Genomic DNA, 23,865 nt, shown 5'->3' with positions numbered 1-23,865 from the left:
CCAACGACGCGGCGCATGCCAACCCAGGTTGGCATCTACCGATGCCTGCGTCGGCATGCCACGTGTGTAGCGGTGTCACCAGACAGTCATCTGTCTAGCGCACCATTTTCACGTTGGCCCACGGCGCCTGCAGCGCTGCCGGTCGCATCGGCTGTCTCCCCTTTTGAACTCCATGAGCTCCGCACCCACGCGGTGGCTCTTGCCTGCCTGAGTGTCCGTAACATGACCAAGACTTTGTTGGCCGCTGCGCTGTCCATTGCGCTTGCCCCCGCGGCCTGGGCGCAGGATGCTGCCCCGACCTCCAGCAGCACCTCCGCTACTGAACTGGACACCGTCTCGGTGATCGGCAGCGGCGAAGCGCGCCAGGTGCAGCGCATCACCCGCGAGAACCTCGACATCCTGCCGCCAGGCACCAGCCTGCAGAAGACCCTGAACCTGCTGCCGGGCGTCAACGCGCAGTCGGCCGATGCGCTGGGCACCAACGAGCAGTCGATGACCCTCAGCCTGCGCGGCTTCAACTCCACCCGCCTGGGTTACACCCTGGATGGCGTGCCGCTGGGCGATGGCGCGTACAACAACTACAACGGCCTGACCATCAACCGTGCGCTGATCAGCGAGAACATGGCCGGCGCGGAACTGGCGGTGGGCATCGGCAGCCTCGGTACGCCGTCCACCAGCAACCTCGGCGGCACGATCTCCTATACCTCCGACCGCCCGGCGCAGGAACTCGGCGGCCGCGTGGTGCAGACCTTCGGCAGCGATGCCAACCGTCGCACCTTCGTGCGAGTGGACAGTGGCGAGTACAACGGCTTCTCCGGCTACGTGTCGGGCATGAACGCCGTCTCGGACCTGTGGAACGACCAGACCGCTTACAACCAATCCATCACCAAGCAGTTCAACGCCAAGGGCGTGTGGAACTTCGGCCGCGGCCAGATCACCGGCTTCGTCGATACGTCGCGCACCACCCAGGCCGACTACTTCTACCTGTCCAAGGACGAGATGTCGCGCGGCCTGGGCTGGGACTGGGGCGGCTACGCGCCGGACTGGAACAAGGCGGTGGCCAAGGCCTACTGCAATACCGCCAGCTTCAATGCGAAAAAGTGCGACAACAGCGGCCCGGACAAGGATGCCGACGGCGCCTTCACCGCCGGACAGATCCTGCGCGATGACAACCTCTACTACCTGGCCGGTGACTTCTTCCTGGCCGATGGTTTCAGCCTGCGGGCCCTGGCCTACCACCATGACGACCGCGGCGAAGGCCACAACTGGAACAGCGGCGCGTGGTCGAACAAGGGCAACGCGCAGGAAATCCCGATCATCTTCCGCAACACGATCTATACCATCGACCGCGATGGCGGCACGCTGTCGTTCGATTGGGAACTGGGCGCGCACCGCATCGAGGGTGGCGTCTGGTACGAGCGCAACACCAGCAGCGCCGAACGCTACCAGACCGCCGTGGACGGTCCGCGCGACCTCAGCGGCATGAACACCCTGCCCTCCGATGTCGGCGTGTTCGCCCAGCGCACGCGTTGGAAGACCCATCAGTTCTTCCTGAAGGACACCTGGCGCCTGCTCGATGATCGCCTGACCCTGGAATTCGGCGCCAAGAGCCCGCATGCCACCTCCGACGCGCAGGCCCTGCCAGGCGATGCGAAGACGCCGATCTCGCCGACCTCCAACAACCAGTTCGCCACCGGCTCGCTGAAGGCCAGCAAGGATTTCCTGCCGAGCGTGGGTGCCAACTTGCGCCTGGCCGAGCATCACGAAGTGTTCGCCAGCTACGCCGAGAACATCGCCATGTTCCAAGGCGGCTTCAAGCTGGGCCCGCAGGCGGTCAGCCAGGCCACCTGGAACGCGCAGGGCAACCTGAAGCCGGAAGAATCGCGCTCTCTGGAAGCGGGCTACCGCTTCGTCACCGACACCCTGCAGGCCTCGATCGCCGCCTACAACGTACGCTTCGACAACCGCCTTCTGCAGTACAACCCCTGCGACTCGCGGCAGCCGGTCGGCCCGACCTGCGGCAACCGCTTCTACAACGTGGGCGGCGTCGACAGCCGTGGCGCCGAGCTGACCGTGCTGTGGACCCCGAACGCGCACTTCAGCTGGTACACCTCGGCCTCGCTGAACCGTTCGACCTATGCGTCGAACTACGTGCAGGCCGGCGTCGAACAGCAGATCAAGGGCAAGATCCAGACCGATACCCCCAAGCAGCTGCTGGCCACCGAGATCACCTGGCGCGACAACGGCTGGTTCGCCAGCCTGCGTGGCAAGTACACCGGCGAGCGCTTCTACACCTATACCAATGACCAGGGCTTCGGTGGCTTCACCCTGTTCGATCTGGCCGGTGGTTATGACTTCGGCCAGTTCAGCTTCGCCAAGGGCGTGCGTCTGTCGTTCAATGTGACCAACCTGACCAACAAGCGCTACGCCAGCAACCTGGATTCGAGCGTGTTCGCACCGAGCGATCCGGCCGGCAAGCTGTACGTGTTCCATGCGTCGGCACCGCGCCAGGTGTTCGGTACCCTAGACCTTCGCTTCTGATCGACGGCCGGGAGTCCACTGATGCTCGCAACCGCCCTGCTGCTGGCCACATTGTCGGCCAGCGGATACTCCGCCCCGCATGAGGCCAGCGGCGCGCCGCCGCGCACCCTGCAGCTGGGCGGTCGCACCTATGCGGACAAAGGCCTGGTTGCAGCGGGGCGACTGCCGGCGGGCACGCTCGACTTCCTCGGCGACACGCTGGGCTCGTTCTCGTCGCTGGCGGTACAGCCCGGCACCTGGAAACGTACCGCCAACGGCTACGAGGGCGTGCTGTGGACCCTGCCCGACCGTGGCCGCAACGATCCCGAGGCCGGCTTGTTCTACGACTACGCCGGCCGCGTGGAGCGCATGCAGCTGCGTATCGACACGACGCAGGGCAAGGCCGGTACGCTGGGTAGGCTGACGATGGTGCCGGACAAGGGCGTTGTGCTGAAGGACTTCAACGGTCAGCCATTCACTGGCGCCGACCCGGGCGACCACACGATCACCCAGCGCGAGGTGGTGCTGCCCTCGCCGGCCAACGGCGCCGGTGCGGGCAAGGTCTCGCTGGATGCGGAATCGCTGCAATTCACCGCAGACGGCCATTTCTACATCGGCGATGAGTACACCGCCAACGTCTACTACTTCGATGCACAGGGCCAGCTGCAGGGCGTGATCGTGGCACCGCCGGCGATCAGGCCGCAGCGCGATGGCAAGCCGGCGTTCGGCTCGCTGGCCCCACCGCAGAGCGGGCGCCGCAACAACCAGGGCGCGGAAGGCATGGGCCTTTCACCCGATGGCAGCCGGCTGTTCGTGGCCCTGCAGAGCGCGACGATGCAGGACAGCGCACAAGGTAATGCCGCAGGCCGCATCAATACCCGCGTGCTGGTCTACGACGTGACGTCCTCGCCTACGCCGCAGCAGCCGATCAGCCATTACGTGATGGCCCTGCCCGCCTACGCCCACGACGGCAAGGGCAAGCTGGACCGCACCGCCGCGCAGAGCGAACTACGCGCCCTGGACGCGTACCGCTTCCTGCTGCTGGCGCGCGATGGCAATGGCCTGGGCAAGGACGGCGATGATCCGATCGTCTACAAGTCAGTGCTGCTGGTGGATGTGGCCGGTGCCAGCAACCTGGCCGGCTCCCCGTATGAAACCGGCACCACATCGCTGCTGGCCGACCCGACCGGCACCGCGTTGAAGCCGGAGATCATGCCCGCGCGCAGCGACGAACTGCTGAACCTGCTCGACCGACCGCAGCTGGCGCGAGCCGGGCTGGATCTGGAAACCCGGCGCGGCCCGCACGACGGCCTGCTGTCGGAGAAGTGGGAGGCGATGGACCTGCTGCCGGCGATGGACCCGCAGCATCCGAACGACGTGCTGCTGCTGATCGGCAACGACAACGACTTCATCGCCCGTCATTGCCGCATGCAGGGCGAGGTATGCGACAGCGCCTACGACAACGACAACCGCGTGCTGGTGTACCGCCTGGCCCTGCCCTGACCGGCGGTGTATCCCGGTAGTGCCGGCCGCTGGCCGGCATCACAGCAAACGGATACTCCCCGATCGCTCCGGTCCGCCCCTCGCCGCGTGGTCAAAAGAAGATCCCGGAAACTTGACTGATTCTGCCGGCCAGCGGCCGGCACTACCTGCAGTCACCCGCCCTTCCTCGGTAGTGCCGGCCGCTGGCCGGCATCAAACCAAACCGACCATGCAAACGGATACTCCCCGATCGCTTCGGTCGGATTCCCCATGATGTACAGGGCCTGCCGCTCAAGCGACTCCGCGGCCCTCAGCGCGTGGTCGTAATAGCCGGACTGCCATACCACACCCCGACGATCGGCCAGCCGGTTCAATGCCAGCGAGCTGGAGGACTTGAGCCGGCGCGCAACATCGGCCAGGTTCGCAGACGTCAGCTCCAGCATCCAATGCACGTGATCCGGCATCACCACCCAGGCCAGCGACCGTACAAGTCCTCGTTGTTCGATGTAGTGGAATTGATCGATCACGCAACCGGCGGTGGCGTTGCTTTCAAAGAGCCGGCGACGCTGATGCGTCGTTGTGGTCAGAACGTAGGCCTGGCCGATGATGGAGTGACGGCCGAGACGTAGGCGATGGCTGCTCATGGCCCATGGTGGATCGGGTGACTGGGCTTGAATGTCGGGGCGTGCCTTGGTGAAGGCAGGGAGATGCCTGAAAGCTGTCTGAGGTTGCCGGCCAGCGGCCGGCACTACCGGGCTCTGTGGGTTGCCGGCCAGCGGCCGGCACTACCGACATGTGTGGGTTGTCGGCGAGCGGTCGGGCGTCAGCGGATGTTGCGCGGTCTGGGTTCAGCCGTGCAGGGTGGCGCCACCGTCTACGTACAGGTCACTCATCGCCACATGGCCGGCCTGCTCGGACAGCAGGAACATCACCGAATGGGCGATGTCTTCGGGCGTGGCCAGCTTGCGCAGGGGAATGCCGGCCTTGTAGGTCTCCAGGTTGCCGGCGATCACCCGCTCGGCGCCGCGCGCGTCCTGCCACATGCCGGTCTGCATCGGGGTCAGCGTGGAACCCGGTGCGACGATGTTGCAGCGGATGCCCAGCGGCGCCAGCTCCAGCCCGAGGCAGCGCGTGAACATGGTCGCTGCCGCCTTGGACGCGGCGTAGGCCGCCATGCCGTGCCGGGGCACGCCGGCGGCGTTGGAGCTGACGGTCACGATGGCACCCGCACCGCGCGGCGACATGACACGCGCCAGTGCACGCCCGACATGGAACACGCCATCGGCATTGACAGCGAACACGCGGCGCCAGTCGGCATCCGAGGTCGCCGCCACCGCGCCCACATGCAGCACCCCGGCCACGCTGGCGGCCAGCTGGATCGGCCCGATGTCGGCCTCCACGCGGTCCACCAGCGCATCCACGGCCGCGCTGTCGGTCACGTCCAGTGCCAAGGCCTGCACGCGCGGTCCGGCCACGGCAGGCACTTCGCGATCAGTCGCCAGTACCGTGCATCCGGCCTCGGCCAACAGCCGCACCAAGGCCTCGCCGATGCCACCGGCAGCACCGGTCACCAACGCCACGCGGCCTTCAAAACCGGTCAACTGCATGTTGCGATCTCCTGTTGTTCATCCCATTGGCGCAGACGCGCCGACAACCACGGTGCCAGCTGCGCCACCGCATCGCGTCCGGTCAGTTCGGCATGCAGGAACGGCAGTTCCAGCGCCTGCACCTTGTGCGCGTGTGCACGCCACAGCGCCGACTGCAGCTGCGGCCGCGCCTGGTGATCGCGACCGGCGCGAACATGCACCAGGGTGCCGATGAATGGCCGGTGGTGATGTTCGCGGATCAGCCGGTTGGTGCCGGTCACCGCACGCACTACGCCGTCGAGCACCACATCCGGCAGGCTGCCCAGCGCACTGCCGCCGCGACGCAGGAACGCCAGGATGCGCTCACGGCTGTCCAGTTCCGGATGCGCGTCGGGCTCGTGCCCGGCGATGGCCAGCAGCGCACGCAGCGCTGCAATCGGGTCCGGTTCGGGCTCGGCCCGCCAGCACTCGCTGGGATAGGCATCGAGCAGCACCAGCTCACCCACCTCGCGCCCGATCTCGTGCAGGCGCACCGCCATCGCCTGCGCCAGGATGCCGCCCACCGACCAGCCCAGCAGATGCACCGGCCCGTGCGGCTGCAACGCAATCACGCGCTGCACGTAGTCGTTGGCCATCGCCTCGATGCTGCCAGGCAGCGGCTGCTGTGCGTCCAGCGCCGGCGATTGCAGCCCATACACCGCACGCGCCGGCTGCAGCGCGCGCGCCAGGGTGCGGTAATTCCAGGCAATGCCACCGGCCGGGTGCAGCACGAACAGCGGTGAAGGCTCGATGGCGTCGGTCACGGCCAAGGCGATCACCGGCCCCAACGCGTGGTCGGCCAGCGCCGGGGGTTCGGCGATGCGTACGGCCAGCGCGGCCACAGTCGGCTGCGCGAACAATGCGCCCAAGCCAAGATCACAGCGCCAACGGTGTTCAATGGCCAGCAACAGGTGCACCGCAGACAGCGAATCGCCGCCCAGGCTGAAGAAGTCGGCGTCGACCGCTACCGGATCGGCGCGGCCCAGGGCCTGGGCGAACAGGCCCGCCAGCTCCCGCTCCAGCGGTGTGCGCGCGGCCAGCCCAGCCACCGCCTGCTGCGGGGGTTTCGGCAACGCGTTGCGGTCCAGCTTGCCGTTGGCGGTCACCGGCCAGTGATCCACGCCCACGACGGCCGATGGCACCATGTAGTCCGGCACGCGTGTGGCCAGATGGCTGCGCAGCACCGCCGCGTCGGCCAGCGCGGCCGGCACATAGGCCACCAGCCGCGCATCGTTGGGCGCATCTTGGCGCAGCAGCACTTCCACCCGGTCCATGCCCGGCAGCTCGCGCAACGCTGCTTCGATCTCGCCCAGTTCGATGCGCAGTCCACGCAGCTTCACCTGATGATCGCTGCGGCCGAGATACTCGACCGCGCCATCGGCGCGCCAGCGCGCCACATCGCCGGTGCGATAGATGCGCTCGCCCGGCAGGAACGGATCGGCGAGGAAGCGTTCGGCGGTCAGGTCGTCGCGGCCCAGGTAGCCACGCGCCAGCTGCACGCCGCCCAGATACAGGTCACCGGGCACGCCCACCGGCAGCGGTTGCATCCGCGCGTCCAGCACGTACAGGCGTGTGTTCCAGACCGGGAAGCCGATCGGCACCGGCCGTGACCGATCCTGCGAAGATGCAGGCCAATAGCTGACGTCCACGGCCGCTTCGGTCGGGCCATACAGATTGTGCAGTTCGGCCTGCACACGCGCGTGGAAGCGATCGCGCAGCGAGGCGTCCAGCGCCTCGCCGCTGGTGAAAACCCGGCGCATCTGCAGGCCGTGGGAGGCCGGCGCCGCCAGGAAGGCATCCAGCATCGACGGCACGAAATGCGCCGTGGTGATGCCTTCCGCCCTGATCAGTCGCGCCAGCTCGGTCGGATCACGATGCGCATCCGGCGCAGCGATCACCAGCGTGGCACCGCACAGCAGCGGCAGGAAGAACTCCCATACCGAGACATCGAAGGTGGCCGGCGTCTTCTGCAGAATCCGGTCGTCGGCGCGGATACCGTAATGCTCGCGCATCCACAGCAGACGGTTGACGATGGCGCGGTGCTCGATCACCACGCCCTTGGGTTCGCCGGTCGAGCCGGAGGTATAGATCACGTAGGCCGCATCATCGGGTGCCGGGTCGGCCCAGGGCGCGGCAAAGCTCAGCGCGGTCCATCGCTCCGGTGCAAGAACCGGCACGCCGGGCATGCGCATCTGTGCGTCCGCCACGGCCAGAACACAGGCCGGCTGCGCAGACGCAAGGATGCGCGCCAAGCGCTCATCGGGGTGGGCAAGATCCAGCGGCAGGTAGGCCGCCCCCGCGCGCAGCACCGCCACCAGTGCAATCACCAGTTCCAGCGAACGCGGCAATGCCACCGCCACCACGCTGCCGGGGCCGACGCCCGTCGCGCGCAGCTGTGCCGCCAGTGCGAAGCTGCGCGCTTCCAGCGTGGCATGGTCCAGCGCCGTTTCGCCGAACACCAGCGCGGGCGCCTGCGGATCACGATCCATGCCCTGCTGCAGCAGCTCGACCAGCGTGGTCTGCGGGAGTGCGCGCGTGGTGGCATTGAAGCCGAACACAACCTGCTCTGCCTCTTGGTCGGTGGCCAACGGCACCGTTGTGATGCTTTCCGACACAAGTGCCGTCGACACGAAATGCAGCAGCCGCGCCGCATGCGCTTCCACATCCTCGCGGCTGTAGAGTGCGGGATTCGCTTCGATCTCCAGATCCAGCAGCGCCTGGCCGTCGCCGCGGAAGCCCAGCGTCAGATCGTCAACCGGGCCGGTACACAGCACCTCCAGCGTCGCCTGTACACCCGGCAGCGCCAACGGCTTGTAGAACGGCTGCACGTTCACCATCGGGCCGTGCAGGCGCTGCTGCGCGCCGACCAGGCCGAGATCACGGCGCAGTTGCTCACCCCGGTAGCGACCGTGCTTGCGACTCTGACTGAGTTGCCGGCCCAGCGCGCGGGTGAAGGCCTCGACGCTGCCCTCGCCGGCTGCTACACGCAGTGGCAATACGTTCATCACCATCGCCGGCACCCGCGCCGACGCGTTGCCGAGCCGGTCCATGTAGGGCACGCCCAGCACCACTTCGTCGGCCGCGCTCATCCGCCGCAGGTACTCGGTCGACAGTGCAGCCAGCACATCCGGCCAGGGTTGCAACCAACCTGCCGACACCTGCAGCAGGCGCTCGCGGAACGCCGCATCCAGCGGCTGCACCCAGCGCAGCGCGTCGCTGCTCGCCTCCAGCGATCCGGCCAGGCCAGCGCCAGCCGGGGCGCCCTGCATCTGCTCGCGCCACCACTGCCCAGCGGCAGCACGGCGTGGATCGGCCCGGTAGGCGGCATCATCGGCCAGCACCGCTGCCAGTCCTGGCAGCGGCTCGCCCGCACGACCGGCGTACAGCGCGCAGACGCGATCGGTGAACAGCGCCATACCGTAGCCATCGGCGGCAAGGTGGTGTACGCGCAGATACCAGACCCAGCGCTGCCCGCCCAGGTCGAACAGCACCTGCTGGCTGATCCGGTCGCGGGTTGGATCGACCGCACTGAGCCGGTCAGCCTGCATCAACGCACGTGCCACTGACGCGGGCTGCGCCTCGGCCGATACATCACGTACCGAAAGCCGTGGCACGTGCGCCGGCTCATGCCACTGCACGGGCTGACCATCGGCACGCTCGGCAAAGCGCAGCGCGAAGGCCTCTGCCTCGGCCGCCGCCTGGTCGACCGCCGCAAGGAACGCCGCCACATCCAGCGGTCCGTCGATCCACACCGCATGGGCAGTGTTGAAGGATGGATTGTCCGGCGCCAGCCGCTGCGCGAACCACAGTCCGGCCTGCGCCTCGGTCAACGCCACCGGTGTGGCCAGCGCAACGGCATTCATGCGTTCTGCGACGCCTGCAGTGTCTGCACCACACCCCACCACTGGCGCAGCGTGGTGTGCTCGGCCAGCTGTGAGAACTCCAGCGGCAGGCCGGTGTTGCTCCAGGCCAGCACCAGGCCGAGCATGCGCATTGAGTCCAGGTCCAGATCCATCAGGTTGTCGTCGTCACCGATCTCGGCCGGCATGCACTCCAGCACCCGCGCCACATCGGCGCGCATGCGCTCCAGGTCCAGCGCTTCACCCGTGGCCGCCATCACAGCACCTCCAGCAACTGGTCGGTGGTCATCGGCACACCGCTGGTGCGCGCGATCCAGTGCAGCGCCTGATCGTGGTCGGCACGCGAGAAGTCGGCCACCGCATCGGCGGCAATGAACGCTTCGATGTCGCGCTGGAAGGCCTCCACCACCGTCGCGGTGCAGCCGATGTGCGCATACACACCAGTCACCAGCAGCTGGTCGCGGCCACGAACCCGCATCATCGTTTCCAGGTTGCTGCGCTGGAACGCGCTGTAGCGGTGCTTGACCAGCACATGCTCGCCCGGCTGCGGTGCCAGCGCTTCGATGATCGGCTCGTGGTCGGCACTGCGGCGCATGCCCGGGCCCCACAGGTCAGCCTGCAGGCCACGGTCACGACGATCCTGGTCGCCGTGCTGGGCGGTATAGAACACGGGAATGGCGTACGCGCGGCAATGGGCCAGCAGTCGCGCGATGTTGCCCACCGCCGGCCGCAGCGGCGCGTTGCCGGCGTCGAACGCAGCCAGGAAGTAGCGCTGCATGTCATGCACCAGCAGCGCGATGCGATCACGCTGCGGGCGCCACGGGCCGCGTGCCGGCGGCAGTTCGGCAGCCGTCGGCAGGGGATAATCGGTAATACGGGGCAGCGCCATCAGCGCGTTCCTCCTGTCTGTTGCAGATGACGCGCGCGCAGCTGCGCGCGCAGTTCGCGGCGGCTGATCTTGCCAACCGCAGTGGTATCGAAACTGTCGACGAAGACGATCTGGTCCGGCACCTTGAACGCGGCCAGGCCACGCCCGCGCATCCAGGCCTTCAGCGCCGGCGCCTTGAACGGCTCGCCCTGCGGTATCACGAAGGCACAGCTGCGCTCGCCCAGATACTCATCGGGAATGGAGACCACGGCGGCGTCGAACACGCCAGCGTGGGCCAGCAGGTGGTCCTCGATCTCCTCGGCGGAGATCTTCTCGCCCGCGCGGTTGATATGGTCACCGGCACGGCCCTGCACCACCAGGTAGCCACCGGGCAGCTGCTGCACGCGATCACCCGTGCGGTAGAAGCCGTCGTCGGTGAACGCGCGTGCGTTGGCTACCGCATCGTTGTGGTAGCCACGGATGGTGTACGGACCACGGGTCAGCAGATGCCCGACCTCGCCTTCGGCGACCGGCTGGTCGTGGTCATCGACCACGCGCACTTCGTCATGCTCGCTGATCGGCCGGCCCTGGCAGGCCACGATCAGGTCTTCCGGATCATCCAGCCGGGTGTAGTTGACCAGGCCCTCGGCCATGCCGAACACCTGCTGCAATGTGCAGCCAAGACCCTCGATGACCCGCCGCGCCGCCTCTGGCACCAGCTTGGCACCGCCCACCTGCAGCACCTGCAGGCTGGACAGGTCGTGCTTGGCGGTGGCTGCGGCCTGCGCCCACAGCAGCGCCAGCGGCGGCACCAGGCCGCAGCAGGTCACCCGCTCGCGGGCGATCAGCGGGAAAGCGGCATCCGGCCCGGGGCCGGGGCTGAGTACCATGCGGGCACCGGCATACAGCGCGCCGAAGAAACCCGGCGAACTCATCGGGAAATTGTGCGCGGCCGGCAGCGCGACCAGGTACACGCTGTCGCGGTCGATGCCGCAGATCGCGTTGCTGGCGCGGAACGAATAGATGTAGTCGTCGTGGGTGCGCGGAATCAGCTTGGACAGGCCGGTACTGCCACCAGAAATCTGCAGGAAGGCCACCGACTGCGGGTCCGGGTCGGCTGGCAACCGGGCGCGGTCGCCCTGCAGGGCATCCAGCGCGGTGAACGCCTGTGCATTGCCATCGATCACCACCTCGCGTATCGCCGGCACTTCGGCCTGCAATGCCTGCGCCAGCGCCCGGTGATCGAAGCCATCGTGCAGGTCGGTGGTGATGTAGGCACTGGCTTCGGCCTTGCGGGCGAAATGCACCAGTTCGGTGATGCGGTGGGCGGGCAGCGCGTACACCGGCACCAGGCCGGCGCGGAACAGGCCACAGACCGTGGCGATGAATCCTGCCGTGTTGCCCAGCTGCACCAGCACCCGCTCACCCGGCTCCAACCCGCGTTCCAGCAGGCCCGCGCCGATACGCCCGGCTTCGTGCCAAAGCTGCGCATAGCTCAGGCGCACGTCGCCGGCGACGACGGCGATGTCATCGGCATAGCGCTCGGCACGTTCGCGCAGGAAGCCCGGGAAGGTTTCGCCGCGCCAGTGGCCGGCCTCGCGATAGCGCGCCACCAGGGGCTCGGGCCAGACCTGCTGCAACGGCAGGCGGGAGGAAACGGTCGGTGTGTTCATGCGGCGGGCTCGATCGCGGGCGCTGTGTCATGCACGCCCAGTGCGTTCAACAGGGCAGCGAACTTCGCTGCGGTTTCGGCCACTTCGGCCTCCGGCTGCGACTCGGCAACGATGCCGGCACCGGCGTACAGGCGCAGCTGGGTGCCCTGCAGCCGCGCACAGCGGATCGCCACGTACCAGTCGCCGTCGCCTTGTGCATCCAACCAGCCCACCGCGCCGGCATAGAAGCCACGCGGCACCGGCTCCAGTTCGCGGATACGCTGCAGCGCGGCCGCACGCGGCGTGCCGCAGACCGCCGGCGTGGGATGCAGCTGTGCCAGCAACTCGGCGGCCGAGGTCTGTGGATCCTTCAGCGTGGCATGGATGCGGGTGCCCAGGTGCCACATGCTGGCCGTGGCGTGCAGTGCGGGACGAGGTTGCGCGTCGATGTGGCGGCAGTACGGTGCCAACCCATCGACAATCGCCTCGACCACGTGGCGGTGCTCGTCGTGATCCTTGGCCGAGGCCAGCAGCGCCTGTGCCGCGCGCTCGTCTTCGGCGGCATCGGCACTGCGTCGCGCCGAACCGGCCAACGGATGCGACAGCAGCTGGGTGCTGCGCTTGCGCAGCAGCAGCTCCGGCGTCGCCCCCACCAGCCAGGCCGGGGCCTGACCCAGCTCCACCGGCAGCGGCACCGCATAGGTCGCCACCGAAGGATCGGCACCCAGCCGCGCCAGCAGCACCTCCGGTGACAGCGCATGGCGGGTGTGCGCCAGCAGGCTGCGCGCCAGCACTACCTTGTGCAGATCGTGTTCCGGTGCGCGCAGCACCTGCACCGCGCCCGCCACGGCCGCCGCGTAGACCTGCGGCGCAGGCTCGGCCCGTAGCGTACCGTCCAGCGGCGGTGCTGCCTGCGGCTGCAACGGCAACGGCGGCAGCAGGCGTTCGGGCTGGTACAACGCATCGTCGGCGCGCGGCTCGAAGGGCACCGCACCGACCAGCAGGCCCGGCCCGCCGCGCTGTTGCGCGAAGAACGTGCTGGCACGTTCGGCCAGCGTCGCCAGCGCCCCAGCGGGCAGTAACGCGCGGCAACCACGCGCATGCACATGCTGGCCGGCGTGCTGCAACAGGAACAACGAGGCGTCGTCCGAGGTTTCCAGCGGCGCTGGCGCAGCCTCCGGCCACGCGCCCTGCATCAGGGAATCGTTCATGCGGTCTCCTTCATCCGATGCGCTGCGGCCAGCGCACACAGCAACAGCAACAGCGCGCCCACCAGCAGGTAAGGCAGGCTCGGCCCGCCCCGATACAACAGCGTGCCGAGCATCGGCCCGGCCACCATGCCCAGGCCCTGGGCGGCGGCCACGGTACCGGCGGCGGCGCCTTGCTCCTGTGCCTGCACCGCATCGGCAGCCAGCGCCTGGAACGAGGGGAATACGAAGCCCATGCCGAAGGCCGCCAGCGCGTAGGCCGCCGGCAACTGCCAGGCCTGCTGCACGCCCGCCACCGAGGCGAAACCGATGCCGGAAATCAGCGCGCCCAGGATGATCCAACGGCGCGGGTGCACGTCCAGCTTCATCACCAGCGCCTGCGCCAGGATCAGGCCGACGCCGACTGCGGTGAGCGCGATGCCCGCCATGCGCGCACCGGCTGCTGCATCAAGTCCCAGACGGTCGATGGCGAAGAAGCCGACCGTGACCTGCGCGATGGTCACCGAGACCATGGCGATGAACGCCGCCAGCTGCGGCAGGCGCAGGCGTGGGTCGAGGCGGCGCATCGGTGGACGGCGCGGCGCGGACGCGCCAACCACCGGTTCGGTGGCCGGCAGCCGCCAGGCCAGCAGGGCCAACGCCAGCAGCGGCAGCAGTGCGGCCACATACAGCGCCAGGGAAAGATTGGTATAGGCCAGCCAACCGGCCGCGGCCGGGCCCAGCACCATGCCCAGCGCGTTGGCGCTGCCCAGCCGGGCCAGGAACCTGGCACGTTGCCCGGTCGGCGCCTTGTCAGCGATCAGCGCCGCGGCCGTGGGCGGCACCGCGGCGTAGAACAGGCCGATCAGGCCGCGCGCGCCGACCAGCACCAGCACCGAGACCAGCACCGGTGGCACCGTCTGCAGGGCCACATCGATGAACACCGCCAGCGCGATGTAGACCACGGTGTAGGCGCTCATCGCCAGCATCAGCACGCGCTTGCGACCGATGCGGTCGCTGAGCTGGCCCCAGGGGCGTGCGGCCAGCATCCACAGCACGCCGGCAGCCGTCACCGACAGGCCGGCATGCCATTCGGACAGCCCGAGCAGGCGGACCACCGGCCCGATCACCGCGACAAAGGACATCATCGCCATGGTGCCGATCAGGGCCGCCAACACCAGCGCCGGCAAGCCGGGAACGACGGGACGTGCGTGCATGGAACACCAGCCGTAACAGGGAAGGATCACCGGACGCGCAGCTGCGCCCGGCCCGGCATCCGTTCCGTTCGGGACCGGACGCCACCCTCAAATGATAACGGCTCGTATTTGCATTTGATACCCATTCTCTTGAATGGGCATGCAACAGCGGGTTCAGCGCGTTGCACGCAGACCCAGCAGGCCGCGGCGCTTGAACCACCACTCCAGCGGCAACGTCACCAACGGCGGAACCGCTGCCAGCAGCGCCAGCGCACTTGCCCACCACGGCCAGCGCAGGCGTACTGCGGCAAACAGGGTGACCGCCACGTACACCAGGAAGGCCACGCCGTGCAGCGGGCCGAACAGCTTCACCAGCGCCACGTTGGCCATCGGCCCGTACTTCATCCACATGCCGATCAGCAGGCCGGCCCAAGTGATGGCCTCGATGAAGGCGACCGCGGCAAACAGCCGCCCGCTCGGGTGCATGGGGGAACGTTGGGTCACGCGGGGCTCCGGCATCGGGACATCAAATGCGAATGATACGCAGATGCACGCCCCATGTAGAGCCGAGCCTTGCCAGACTGCTCTGGCTCGGAGGGGCCATCGGCCGCAACGGCAACCCCGTGTCCACCAAGGTGGACACCTACCGAAGCACATCCGGCAGCACGTGCCCGCCGATCTCGCGCACCACCTGCTCCACCGGCCGCCCGTTGTCGACCAGGTTGAACATCACATGCGCCACGCCCTGCGCGTGCACGCGGTGCAGGTAGTCGCGCAGCCCATCGCGGCCGACCTTCAGCCCCAGCGGCAACGGCTCGGGCGGCGCCTGCGGGTCGGCCTGCAGATCCAGCAACATCGACTGAACGAACGGCTTTGCCGGTCCGCCCTGCTGCGCCAGCGCCTGCTGCCACAAGCCGATGCGGCCTTCCTGCGCCGCCTCTTCGCGATGGTAGGTGGCCCAGCCTTCGCCCTCGCGCGCGATCCACTGCAGGCTCTGCCGCGCGGTACCCACCACCAGCATCGGAATGCGCGTGGTGGGCGCTGGCAATACATCGAAACCACCGGTGGCCTGCCGAACCGAAGCTCGTTCCTCCGCATCGACGGACAGCGCCGCGCGCAGCAGTGACCAACGCTCACGGAACGTCGCCCCCCTGCCCTCCAGGTCTTCGCCGAACGCCGCGAACTCTTCCGGGCGATCGCCCGAGCCCAGCCCCAGCACGAAGCGCCCGTCGCTGATCCGCTCCAGGCTCAACGCTGACTTCGCCACCTGCAACGGCTGCCGCAGCGGCAGCACGATGGCTGCGCTGCCGACCGCGATATGCTCGGTGGCCGCCGCCAGCATGCCCAGCCACAGGAACGGATCGTCCAGCGCGCTCGCTGTCGCGTCCGGCCCCTGCGGCACCATCAGCGGCACGTCGCGCGTCCACAGCGCGGCAAAGCCGAGGTCATCGGCCAACCGCGCAATGCGTCGTGCCACATGCGGATCGGCCAAGCCCTGCGCCGCCACCGGCGTCATCAGACCCAGGCTCAGGCCCTGCCCCGGAAACACCAACGCGTGCGCAGCATTGAATTCACTCATGGCGACAGCTTAGCGTGCAGGGCTGCGGCGGCGATGACGCGCCGCCCACCACAGGAAGAACAGTGCATGCCGAGGATCCGCCCCGCCCACGTCGATGATCTGCCCGCGATCAGCGCGGTATGCCTGGCCGCCTTCACCACCGCCGTCGCGCCTTCCGTCAGCGAGGTCGGCATCGCGACCTTCGGCAGCGTCGCGACCGCCGATGCATTCGCTGCGCGCCTGTACGGCGACAACCACATCCTGGTGGCCGAGCACGAAAACCGCATCGTCGGCGTGGTCGAACTGAAGGAAGGCCGGCACCTGGCCATGCTGTTCGTCGATCCCGACTGCCAGGGCCAGGGCATCGGCCACGCGCTGTTCGAGGCGATACTGCCGCAGGTGCGCGAACCGGTACTGACGGTTCGCGCCTCGCTCAACGCGGTGCCAACCTACCAGCGCTACGGCTTCGTGCTGGACGGCGACGTCGGCGAGTTCAACGGGCTGGTGTACCAGCCCCTCCGCTACGCCGCGCCCCGGTAACGGCGGCGATCAGACAAACATGCCACCGGAGGCTTCCACGCGCTGGCCGTTGACCCAGCCCGTGGACGGCGACAACAGCGCCACCACCACCGGACCGATGTCATCGGGCCGGCCGGCACGACCCAGCGCGGTGATCGACGACACCATCGCATTGACCTGCGCGTCGTCGCGCACCCGGCCACCGCCGAAGTCGGTCTCGATGGCACCCGGTGCCAGCGTGTTGGCGCTGATGCCACGCGCGCCCAGCTCCTTGGCCAGGTAGCGGCTGAACACCTCGATGCCGCCCTTCATCATGGCGTAGGCCGAGCTGCCCGGCAGCGAAAAGCGCGCCAGCCCGCTGGATACGTTGAGGATGCGGCCGCCATCGGCGATCAACGGCAACAGCGCCTGGGTCAGGAAGTACGGCCCCTTCAGGTGCACCGCCACGGCATGGTCGAACTGGGCCTCGGTGGTGTCTGTGATCGGCGCGTACAGGCCCTCGCCGGCATTGTTCATCAGCCCCTGCAGCGTATCGGCTCCCCACGCCTGCAGTGCGTCACGCAGGCGAACTGCGAAGTCAGGAAACACTGCGCTGTCGGCCACGTCCAGCGGCAGCGCCTGCGCGCGACGGCCCAGTGCCTGCACCTGCTGGACCACCTCGGCCGCCGCCTCGGCCTGGGCGCGGTAGGTGATCACGATATCGGCGCCGTCGGCGGCCAGCGCGAGGGCGGCGTTGCGGCCGAGGCCGCGGCTGCCGCCGGTAATGAGGACAACACGGGAGGAAGACGTCATGGCCAGGCACCGGGTAAGGAGAAGGTGCGTCCAGACTATTGGGATTGCCGTCGCACATAAATCGCGCGATCCTGATTTTACTGTTCAACCCAGGTGAACAATTGATGGACCGCCTCGACACCCTGCGCGTGTTCCTGCGCGTTACCGAGCTGGGCTCGTTCACCCGCGCCGCAGACAGCCTCGGCCTGCCCAAGGCCAGCGTGTCGCAGGCCATCGCCCGACTGGAAACCGACCTGGGTACCCAGCTGCTGCACCGGACCACCCGCCGCGTCCACCTCACCGCCGACGGCGCGCAGTTGCAGCAGCGCGCGCACGATCTGCTGGACGACATGGAGGAACTGCAGAATCTGTTCCGGCGTCAGCCCAGCGAACTGAGTGGGCGCCTGCGGGTGGACATGCCCGGCGGCATGGCCCGCAATGTGGTGATCCCGCAGCTGCCAGCCTTTCTGGCGCTGCATCCGGGCCTGGAAGTGGAACTGAGCGCCACCGACCGGCGTGTGGATGTGGTACGCGAAGGCTTCGACTGCGTGCTGCGCGTGGGCCATCTGGACGACAGCAGCCTGGTGGCCCGTCCGCTCGGGCAGATGCGCATCGTCAACGCAGCCAGCCCCGGCTACCTGACTGCACACGGCGTACCGCAGGTGCTGGCCGATCTGGACCAGCACCACCTGGTGCATTACGTCGGCACTCTCGGCCAGCGCTCGCCGGGTTTTGAGTACTTCGACGGCCAGCGTTACCAGAGCTGGCCGATGCGCGGCGCGCTGACCGTCAACAGCGCCGATGGCTACAGCGCCGCTGCGCTGGCCGGGCTGGGCATCATCCAGGTGCCGGAACTGGGCGCCCGCGATGCACTGCGCACTGGACGCCTGGTGGAAGTGCTGCCCGACTGCGTGGCCGAGCCGATGCCGGTCCATCTGGTCTATGCGCAGCGCCGCCACCTGCCCCGCCGTGTCGAAGCCTTCATGACCTGGATGGCCGGCGTGCTGGCCGCGGAGCTGCAACGCCCGGGTTGAGCGCAGGGCGCATATGCCCTGCTCATTGCTGCTCATGATCAAACTGAATCAATGCAGCCGATCACCCTTCCTACAATGCCGGCCTACCCTGCCTCTTCGAGATGCTGCCGATGCGCGCCGCCTTTCCTCTGTTGTTGCTGGCCACGGCGCTGAGCGCCTGCTCCCCGGCGCAGGCGCCCATTGCCGCGGTGCAGGCCTCCGAGCCGGCAGCGGCCAACGCCATCGCCTGGCGCCAGGGCGATGTCGACGATGCCTTCGCCGAGGCCGCCGACAGCGGCAAGCCGGTGCTGCTGTACTGGGGCGCAGTCTGGTGCCCGCCCTGCAACCAGCTCAAGGCCGGCCTGTTCAAGGACCCGGCGTTCATCGCGCTGACCGGCAAGTTCGTACCCGTCTATCTGGACGGTGACGAGGAAGGTGCACAGGCCTGGGGCGAGCGCTTCGGCGTGCGCGGCTATCCGACCCTGATCGTGCTGGACCCCAAGCGCAACGAGATCACCCGCGTGGCCGGTGGCAACGACGCGGCCGAGCTGACCCGCGCACTGACCCTGGCCGCAAGCCGCCGCAGCGCGGTGGCCGCCACGCTGGCCACGGCACTGGCCACGCCGGACAGGTTGGCCGCCGAGGACTGGCAGGTGCTGGGCGACTACGGCTGGGAAGTGGACGCCAACCGCTTGGCCGGCGAGCGCGGCAGCGCCGACGTGCTGCGGCAGCTGTCCAGGGTGGCACCGGATGCAGCGCTGCAACGTCGTTTCGCGCTGCTGGCGCTGGCGACTTCGGAAAAGCCAAGCACCGCCCCCACCCAGGTGCGCGAACTGCTGCAGGCGGTCCTGGCGCAGCCAACCGAGGTCCGTCGCAATCGCGAACTGCTCGGCTATGCCGGCGCGCAGCTGGTCAAGCAGGCCAGTGCCGGCCCTGCCACCAGCAACACATTGGGCCAGCAACTGCTGGTGGCGCTGGAACGTGCCGACACCGAGCGCGGTGACCGCGCCGACGATGCGCTGTCGCGCGTGCTGACAGAAGTGTCACTGGCGCGCCAGGCGCAACCCAAGGGCACGTTGCCGGCCGCGTTGGTCGAACGCGTGCAGCAGCGCGTGGCTGCCGCCGATGCCGCCGCCAGCGATGCGCATGCGCGGCAGGCCACGATCAGCAGCGCGGTCTACGCCCTGCGCCAGGTCGGCGACGATGCCGGCGCCGAGGCACTGCTGCTGGCCGAGCTCAAGCGTAGCGAGCAGCCGTACTACTACATGCCCGAACTGGCCGAACTGGCCGAGCAACGCGGCGACAACGCTGCCGCACTGGAATGGCTGAAGCGTGCGTACGACAGCGCGCAAGGGCCGGCGACCCGCGTGCAGTGGGGCGTGCTGTACGTCGAAGGCCTGCTGAAGCTTGCACCGGACGATGCACCGCGTATCGAACAGGCCACCACCGCGCTGATCGCCGAACTGGACGCCCAGCCGTCGGGCTACCACCAGCGCACGCGGCAGCGTTTCGAGCGGCTGGCCGGCCAGCTGAAGACCTGGAGCAGCAAGCACCAGGGCGCGCAGACGCTGGCGCGACTGCAGCAGAGGATGCAGCAGGCCTGCGGCGAGCAGGCCGATGGCGCGTGCAGGGAATGGCTGAGCTGATTGCGGTAGTGCCGGCCGCCGGCCGGCATCCCGATGTTGCCTGATTGCCGGCCAGCGGCCGGCACTACCGCGCCTCCACGCGGCGCTTGACCTCAACCAATGTTGAGGTGCGATAACGATCTCCGCACCGGCCAGCCCCCCTGGCCTTCCCCACGGAGATCGCTTCAATGTCGTACTCGCTTCCCCCGCTCCCCTACGCCTACGATGCCCTTGAGCCGCATTTCGATGCGCGCACGATGGAGATCCATCACAGCAAGCACCACCAGACCTACGTCAACAACCTCAACGCCGCCATCGAGCAGGCCGGCCTCGCCGAACAACCGGTGGAAACGCTGATCGCCCACCTCGATGCTGTGCCCGAGGCGCAGCGCGGCGCGATCCGCAACAATGGCGGCGGCCATGCCAACCACAGCCTGTTCTGGACCGTGCTGAGCGCCAACGGTGGCGTTCCGGACGACGAACTGAGCGCTGCGATCGAGCGCGATCTCGGTGGTTTCGATGCCTTCAAGGAGACCTTCAGCAAGGCCGCGCAGACCCGCTTCGGCAGTGGCTGGGCGTGGCTGACCACGGATCGCGACGGCCACCTGCAGGTCGAAAGCAGCGCCAACCAGGACAGTCCGTTGATGGGCGCTGCCGTTGGACTGTCCGGCAACACCCCGATCCTGGCGCTGGATGTGTGGGAGCACGCCTACTACCTGCACTACCAGAACCGTCGCCCCGACTACATCGGCGCGTTCTTCAACCTCATCCACTGGGCCGAGGTCGGCCGGCGTTACCGCCAGGCCCGGGCCTCATGAGCGGCGAGACACGGCCCTACGCCGGGCCGTGGGCGGGGGTGTTCCCCGCCCCGGCCCCGGTGCCGTCGGTCGAGATGCCGCCGCGCGCCCTGCGTCGGCTGCTCGGCCATTTCCCCACTGGCGTGGCCATCGTCTGTACGCGCGATGCGCAAGGCAAGCCGGTGGGCCTGACCATCAATTCGTTCGTGCCGGTCTCACTGCAGCCGCCGCTGGTGCTGTGGAACCTGGCACTGCACGCGCAGAGCCTGCCCACCTTCCAGCGCGCCACCCGCTTTGCGATCAGCGTGCTCGCGGCGGGCCAGGAAGCGTTGGCCCGCCGCTTTGCCGATCCACAGGCGCGCGATCGCTTTGCCGGCCTGGCACTGCTGGAGGACGCCGACGACGCACCGCCGCGCATCGCCGGTGCGGTCACCCATCTCACCTGTACCCGCCATGCGATGTGGCCGGTGGGCGATCACCTGCTGCTGGCCGGGCGCATCATCGAAGTCAACGAGAACGGCGGCGCACCATTGCTGTTCCATCGCGGCCGGTTCCAGCCAGGACCGGCCGAACTGCTGGTGGAGGTGCGGCCATGAACATCGAAGCACTGGAATGCATGCTCGCCACCGGCAAGGACGGCGCGTTGCTGCGTTTCGGGTTGGGCAAGGGTTGGCTCGATGCGGGAAACCCGGTGCGCGCGGCGACCCATCTGGGCCGATGCGTGGTGCTCGACCCGCAGTATTCGGCCGCATGGAAACTACTGGGCAAGGCCTGGCTGGCCAGTGGCCAGCCGCAGGCGGCGCGCGAGGCGTGGCAGCGCGGGCTGAGCGTGGCCGGCAGCAAGGGCGACCAGCAGGCACGCAAGGAAATGCAGGTATTCCTGCGTCGCCTGGACCGCGAACAGGCGGCCCTGGCGAAGACGGGCTGAGTCGATCAGCCCGCGTTGGCCGATGCCGGGGCGGACATGATGTCCGCCATCGGCAGGCGGCGCGGCTTGCTCGGGAACGCGTGGCGCAGAATGCGCCAGACCACCTGGCCGAACTGACGCGGCAGCGAGCCGTTGTTGTAGTGCTGGCCGTAGCGGCGGCAGATGTCCTTCACTTCCTTGGCAATGGCCGCATAGCGGTTGGCCGGCAGGTCCGGGTAGAAGTGGTGCTCGATCTGGTGGCTGAGGTTGCCCGACAGCACGTTGATCAGGAAGCCGCCGCTGATGTTGGACGAACCACGCAGCTGGCGCAGGTACCAGTGGCCACGCGATTCGTTGCGCAGGCATTCCTTCGGGAAGGTTTCCGATTCGGCGGTGAAGTGGCCGCAGAAGATGATCACGTAGGTCCAGATGTTGCGCAGGCCGTTGGCCACCATGTTGCCCAGCATCACGGTGAGGAAGAACGGGCCGGCCAGCAGCGGGAAGAACACGTAGTCCTTCAGCACCTGGCGGGCCATCTTGCGCGCCACCGGGCGGGTCTGCAACCACATCGCACGGGCACTCATACGGCCCTTCAGCCAGCGGCCCAGGCGCAGGTCCTGCGCGGCCACGCCCCACTGGAACAGCAACGCGAAGATCGGCGCGATGATCGGCTGCAGCAGGTAGAACGGCTTCCAGCGCTGTTCCGGGAAGATGCGCAGCAGGCCGTAGCCGATGTCATCGTCCATGCCGCGCACGTTGGTGTAGGTGTGGTGGCGGAAATTGTGGGTCTTGCGCCAGTTGTCGGCGGTGGCCACGATGTCCCACTCGTAGGTGTTGCCGTTGAGCTTGGGGTCACCGGTCCAGTCGAACTGGCCGTGCATGACGTTGTGGCCCAGCTCCATGTTCTCCAGGATCTTCGACAGCGCCAGCAGCAACGTGCCGGTGATCGCGGCCGGCCACAGCAGCGGCATCCAGTACAGCGGCGAGAACGCCGCCAGGAACAACAGGCCACGGCCACCTACGCCGAACCAGCGCACAGCGGCGGCCACGCGGCGGATGTAGCGGGTATCGGAGGCGCCGAGGCTGCCGATCACACGGTCGCGGATCGCGTCGAGTTCCTCACCGAAGGCCTGCATCTCGGCAGTACTCAGGGCACGGTCGGTAGCGCGGGTCATGGCAGGCGTCCTCAGAGATCCAGGGTCAGGTCGGTGGTCGGTGCGCTCACGCAGATCCGCACCGGCTGTGCCGATTCGGACTGCAGGTCGCCGGTGCGCAGGTGGCGGGTAGCGCCACTGACGCGATCGCAGGTACAGGTGTTGCAGATGCCCATGCGGCAGCCATGCTTGGGCTTGATGCCATGCGCTTCCAGGCTTTCCAGCAGCGAGCGGCCACGCGGCACGCTCAGCTGGCGGCCACTGCGGGCCAGGGTCAGCGACACTTCGCCCTGGCTGTCGGCATCATCGATCGGCGCCGGCGGGGTGAAGGCTTCGGCCTGGAAGCCGGCGACCTGCTGCGCCAGCCGCGCACGTGCAGCGGCGACGAACCCATCCGGGCCGCAGGCCAGCACGTGGCGCTGCGCCAGTGGCGTGTCATCGCCCGCGACCTGCAGATCGTGGGTATCGATGCGCGCGGCCGGCACCTCGCCGTCGCGGGTGCTCAGCAGGTGCACGCGCAGGTTCGGCTGCGCCGTGGCCAGCGCCTGCAGTTCATCACGAAACTGCAGATGGGCCGCGGTGCGCTCCCAATAGAACAGGTCCACCGGCGCCGCCAGCGGGCGCTGGCAGGCCTCACGCAGCAGGCTGCGCATCGGCGTGATGCCACTGCCGGCGGCCAGCAGCAGCACCGGGGCGGCGGCCGGCATATGGAATTCGCCAAAGGCGGCATCGAGTCGGAACACCTCACCCGGCTGCGCGTGGTGGACCAGATGCTGGCTGACCCGGCCGCCTTCGACCGCCTTGACGGTGATCGCCAGTTCACGCCGCCCCAGCACGGTCGGGCTGTAGCTGCGCTGCCACTGGCGGCCTTCAATCTCCACGCTCAGGGTTACATGCTGGCCGGCTCGCATGCCTGCCCAGTGCCGGTTGGTGCGCAGCACCAGGGTCGCCGCGCCCTCGCCGGCCGGCTCGCGCCGGACCAGGCGGGCCATCGGTGCGCGCAGGGTCCACAACGGATTCAGCTGGCCCGCCCAGAAATCGAACAGCGACGGCGAGACCCAGCGGTATGGAGAGAACAGGGACGGACGGACGACAGCGCTCATGGGCGCACTATACGGGCGCACATACACC

The 23,865-nt window shown here is 68.3% G+C and carries 21 protein-coding genes; 8 read left to right on the top strand and 13 right to left on the bottom strand.

What is annotated here, in order from left to right; genetic code table 11:
• The first annotated feature begins 222 nt into the window (after positions 1 to 222).
• Positions 223 to 2,541, top strand: coding sequence for a TonB-dependent receptor (locus tag LZ605_RS03500; protein WP_249843811.1), 2,319 nt, complete (start codon positions 223 to 225; stop codon positions 2,539 to 2,541).
• 21 nt (positions 2,542 to 2,562) lie between these two features.
• Entirely contained in the window at positions 2,563 to 4,023 is a 1,461-nt protein-coding gene (locus tag LZ605_RS03495; protein ID WP_249843810.1) for an esterase-like activity of phytase family protein, read from the top strand.
• Positions 4,024 to 4,175: 152 nt separating this feature from the next.
• Here the strand turns inward: LZ605_RS03495 and LZ605_RS03490 are convergent, their stop codons facing one another.
• The 10 genes from LZ605_RS03490 to LZ605_RS03445 all read right to left on the bottom strand — a co-directional run bounded on the left by LZ605_RS03490 (position 4,176) and on the right by LZ605_RS03445 (position 15,969).
• On the bottom strand, positions 4,176 to 4,646 hold the full coding sequence (locus LZ605_RS03490) for an REP-associated tyrosine transposase (RefSeq protein ID WP_249843809.1): 471 nt from the start codon (positions 4,644 to 4,646) through the stop codon (positions 4,176 to 4,178).
• Positions 4,647 to 4,850: 204 nt separating this feature from the next.
• Complete coding sequence (locus tag LZ605_RS03485) at positions 4,851 to 5,609, bottom strand: 2,3-dihydro-2,3-dihydroxybenzoate dehydrogenase (RefSeq protein ID WP_249843808.1); 759 nt, start codon at positions 5,607 to 5,609, stop codon at positions 4,851 to 4,853.
• On the bottom strand, positions 5,600 to 9,490 hold the full coding sequence (locus tag LZ605_RS03480; protein WP_249843807.1) for an amino acid adenylation domain-containing protein: 3,891 nt from the start codon (positions 9,488 to 9,490) through the stop codon (positions 5,600 to 5,602). Before LZ605_RS03480 ends, LZ605_RS03485 begins: the two co-directional genes overlap by 10 nt.
• Entirely contained in the window at positions 9,487 to 9,744 is a 258-nt protein-coding gene (locus LZ605_RS03475; protein ID WP_249843806.1) for a phosphopantetheine-binding protein, read from the bottom strand. The genes LZ605_RS03480 and LZ605_RS03475 overlap by 4 nt, the downstream gene beginning before the upstream one ends.
• A complete protein-coding gene (locus tag LZ605_RS03470) occupies positions 9,744 to 10,376 on the bottom strand; it encodes an isochorismatase family protein (protein WP_249843805.1) in 633 nt (210 codons plus the stop codon). The genes LZ605_RS03475 and LZ605_RS03470 overlap by 1 nt, the downstream gene beginning before the upstream one ends.
• Positions 10,376 to 12,028 (bottom strand): (2,3-dihydroxybenzoyl)adenylate synthase, encoded by a 1,653-nt coding sequence (locus LZ605_RS03465; RefSeq protein ID WP_249843804.1) that lies wholly within the window; start codon positions 12,026 to 12,028, stop codon positions 10,376 to 10,378. The genes LZ605_RS03470 and LZ605_RS03465 overlap by 1 nt, the downstream gene beginning before the upstream one ends.
• Positions 12,025 to 13,218, bottom strand: a complete 1,194-nt coding sequence (locus LZ605_RS03460) for an isochorismate synthase (protein ID WP_249843803.1) — start codon at positions 13,216 to 13,218, stop codon at positions 12,025 to 12,027. The genes LZ605_RS03465 and LZ605_RS03460 overlap by 4 nt, the downstream gene beginning before the upstream one ends.
• The gene (locus tag LZ605_RS03455; RefSeq protein WP_249843802.1) at positions 13,215 to 14,411 is read right to left on the bottom strand and encodes an MFS transporter; all 1,197 of its coding nucleotides are present in this window, start codon (positions 14,409 to 14,411) and stop codon (positions 13,215 to 13,217) included. The genes LZ605_RS03460 and LZ605_RS03455 overlap by 4 nt, the downstream gene beginning before the upstream one ends.
• A 153-nt stretch (positions 14,412 to 14,564) precedes the next feature.
• Positions 14,565 to 14,876 carry a DUF3817 domain-containing protein gene (locus LZ605_RS03450; RefSeq protein WP_249844988.1) on the bottom strand — a complete coding sequence of 104 codons (312 nt, stop codon included), beginning with the start codon at positions 14,874 to 14,876 and terminating at the stop codon, positions 14,565 to 14,567.
• Between the two features lie 157 nt (positions 14,877 to 15,033).
• Entirely contained in the window at positions 15,034 to 15,969 is a 936-nt protein-coding gene (locus tag LZ605_RS03445; RefSeq protein WP_249843801.1) for a TIGR03571 family LLM class oxidoreductase, read from the bottom strand.
• A gap of 66 nt (positions 15,970 to 16,035) precedes the next feature.
• Between LZ605_RS03445 and LZ605_RS03440 the strand changes: the two genes are divergently transcribed.
• Positions 16,036 to 16,488 (top strand): GNAT family N-acetyltransferase, encoded by a 453-nt coding sequence (locus tag LZ605_RS03440; RefSeq protein ID WP_249843800.1) that lies wholly within the window; start codon positions 16,036 to 16,038, stop codon positions 16,486 to 16,488.
• Positions 16,489 to 16,497: 9 nt separating this feature from the next.
• On the opposite strand, the gene LZ605_RS03435 is transcribed toward LZ605_RS03440, so the two are convergent.
• Positions 16,498 to 17,259, bottom strand: a complete 762-nt coding sequence (locus tag LZ605_RS03435; RefSeq protein ID WP_249843799.1) for an SDR family NAD(P)-dependent oxidoreductase — start codon at positions 17,257 to 17,259, stop codon at positions 16,498 to 16,500.
• A gap of 38 nt (positions 17,260 to 17,297) precedes the next feature.
• Between LZ605_RS03435 and LZ605_RS03430 the strand changes: the two genes are divergently transcribed.
• The 5 genes from LZ605_RS03430 to LZ605_RS03410 all read left to right on the top strand — a co-directional run bounded on the left by LZ605_RS03430 (position 17,298) and on the right by LZ605_RS03410 (position 21,601).
• A complete protein-coding gene (locus LZ605_RS03430) occupies positions 17,298 to 18,272 on the top strand; it encodes a LysR family transcriptional regulator (protein ID WP_423172559.1) in 975 nt (324 codons plus the stop codon).
• A 101-nt stretch (positions 18,273 to 18,373) separates the two neighbouring features.
• Positions 18,374 to 19,897 (top strand): thioredoxin family protein, encoded by a 1,524-nt coding sequence (locus LZ605_RS03425; protein WP_249843797.1) that lies wholly within the window; start codon positions 18,374 to 18,376, stop codon positions 19,895 to 19,897.
• A gap of 167 nt (positions 19,898 to 20,064) precedes the next feature.
• Positions 20,065 to 20,694: a superoxide dismutase gene (locus LZ605_RS03420; RefSeq protein WP_249843796.1), complete on the top strand. Its 630-nt coding sequence runs from the start codon at positions 20,065 to 20,067 to the stop codon at positions 20,692 to 20,694.
• On the top strand, positions 20,691 to 21,269 hold the full coding sequence (locus tag LZ605_RS03415; protein ID WP_249843795.1) for a flavin reductase family protein: 579 nt from the start codon (positions 20,691 to 20,693) through the stop codon (positions 21,267 to 21,269). Before LZ605_RS03420 ends, LZ605_RS03415 begins: the two co-directional genes overlap by 4 nt.
• Entirely contained in the window at positions 21,266 to 21,601 is a 336-nt protein-coding gene (locus LZ605_RS03410) for a tetratricopeptide repeat protein (RefSeq protein ID WP_249843794.1), read from the top strand. The genes LZ605_RS03415 and LZ605_RS03410 overlap by 4 nt, the downstream gene beginning before the upstream one ends.
• A 5-nt stretch (positions 21,602 to 21,606) precedes the next feature.
• On the opposite strand, the gene LZ605_RS03405 is transcribed toward LZ605_RS03410, so the two are convergent.
• Positions 21,607 to 22,755, bottom strand: a complete 1,149-nt coding sequence (locus LZ605_RS03405; RefSeq protein WP_249843793.1) for a fatty acid desaturase family protein — start codon at positions 22,753 to 22,755, stop codon at positions 21,607 to 21,609.
• Between the two features lie 11 nt (positions 22,756 to 22,766).
• Positions 22,767 to 23,837, bottom strand: a complete 1,071-nt coding sequence (locus tag LZ605_RS03400; protein WP_249843792.1) for a ferredoxin reductase — start codon at positions 23,835 to 23,837, stop codon at positions 22,767 to 22,769.
• Positions 23,838 to 23,865 lie beyond the last annotated feature (28 nt).

This window comes from Stenotrophomonas maltophilia, from assembly GCF_023518235.1.
In the GTDB taxonomy this organism is placed as follows: Bacteria; Pseudomonadota; Gammaproteobacteria; order Xanthomonadales; family Xanthomonadaceae; genus Stenotrophomonas.
Note: the sequence above shows the minus strand (reverse complement) of the source record. Positions and strands in the feature narration are given on the sequence as shown.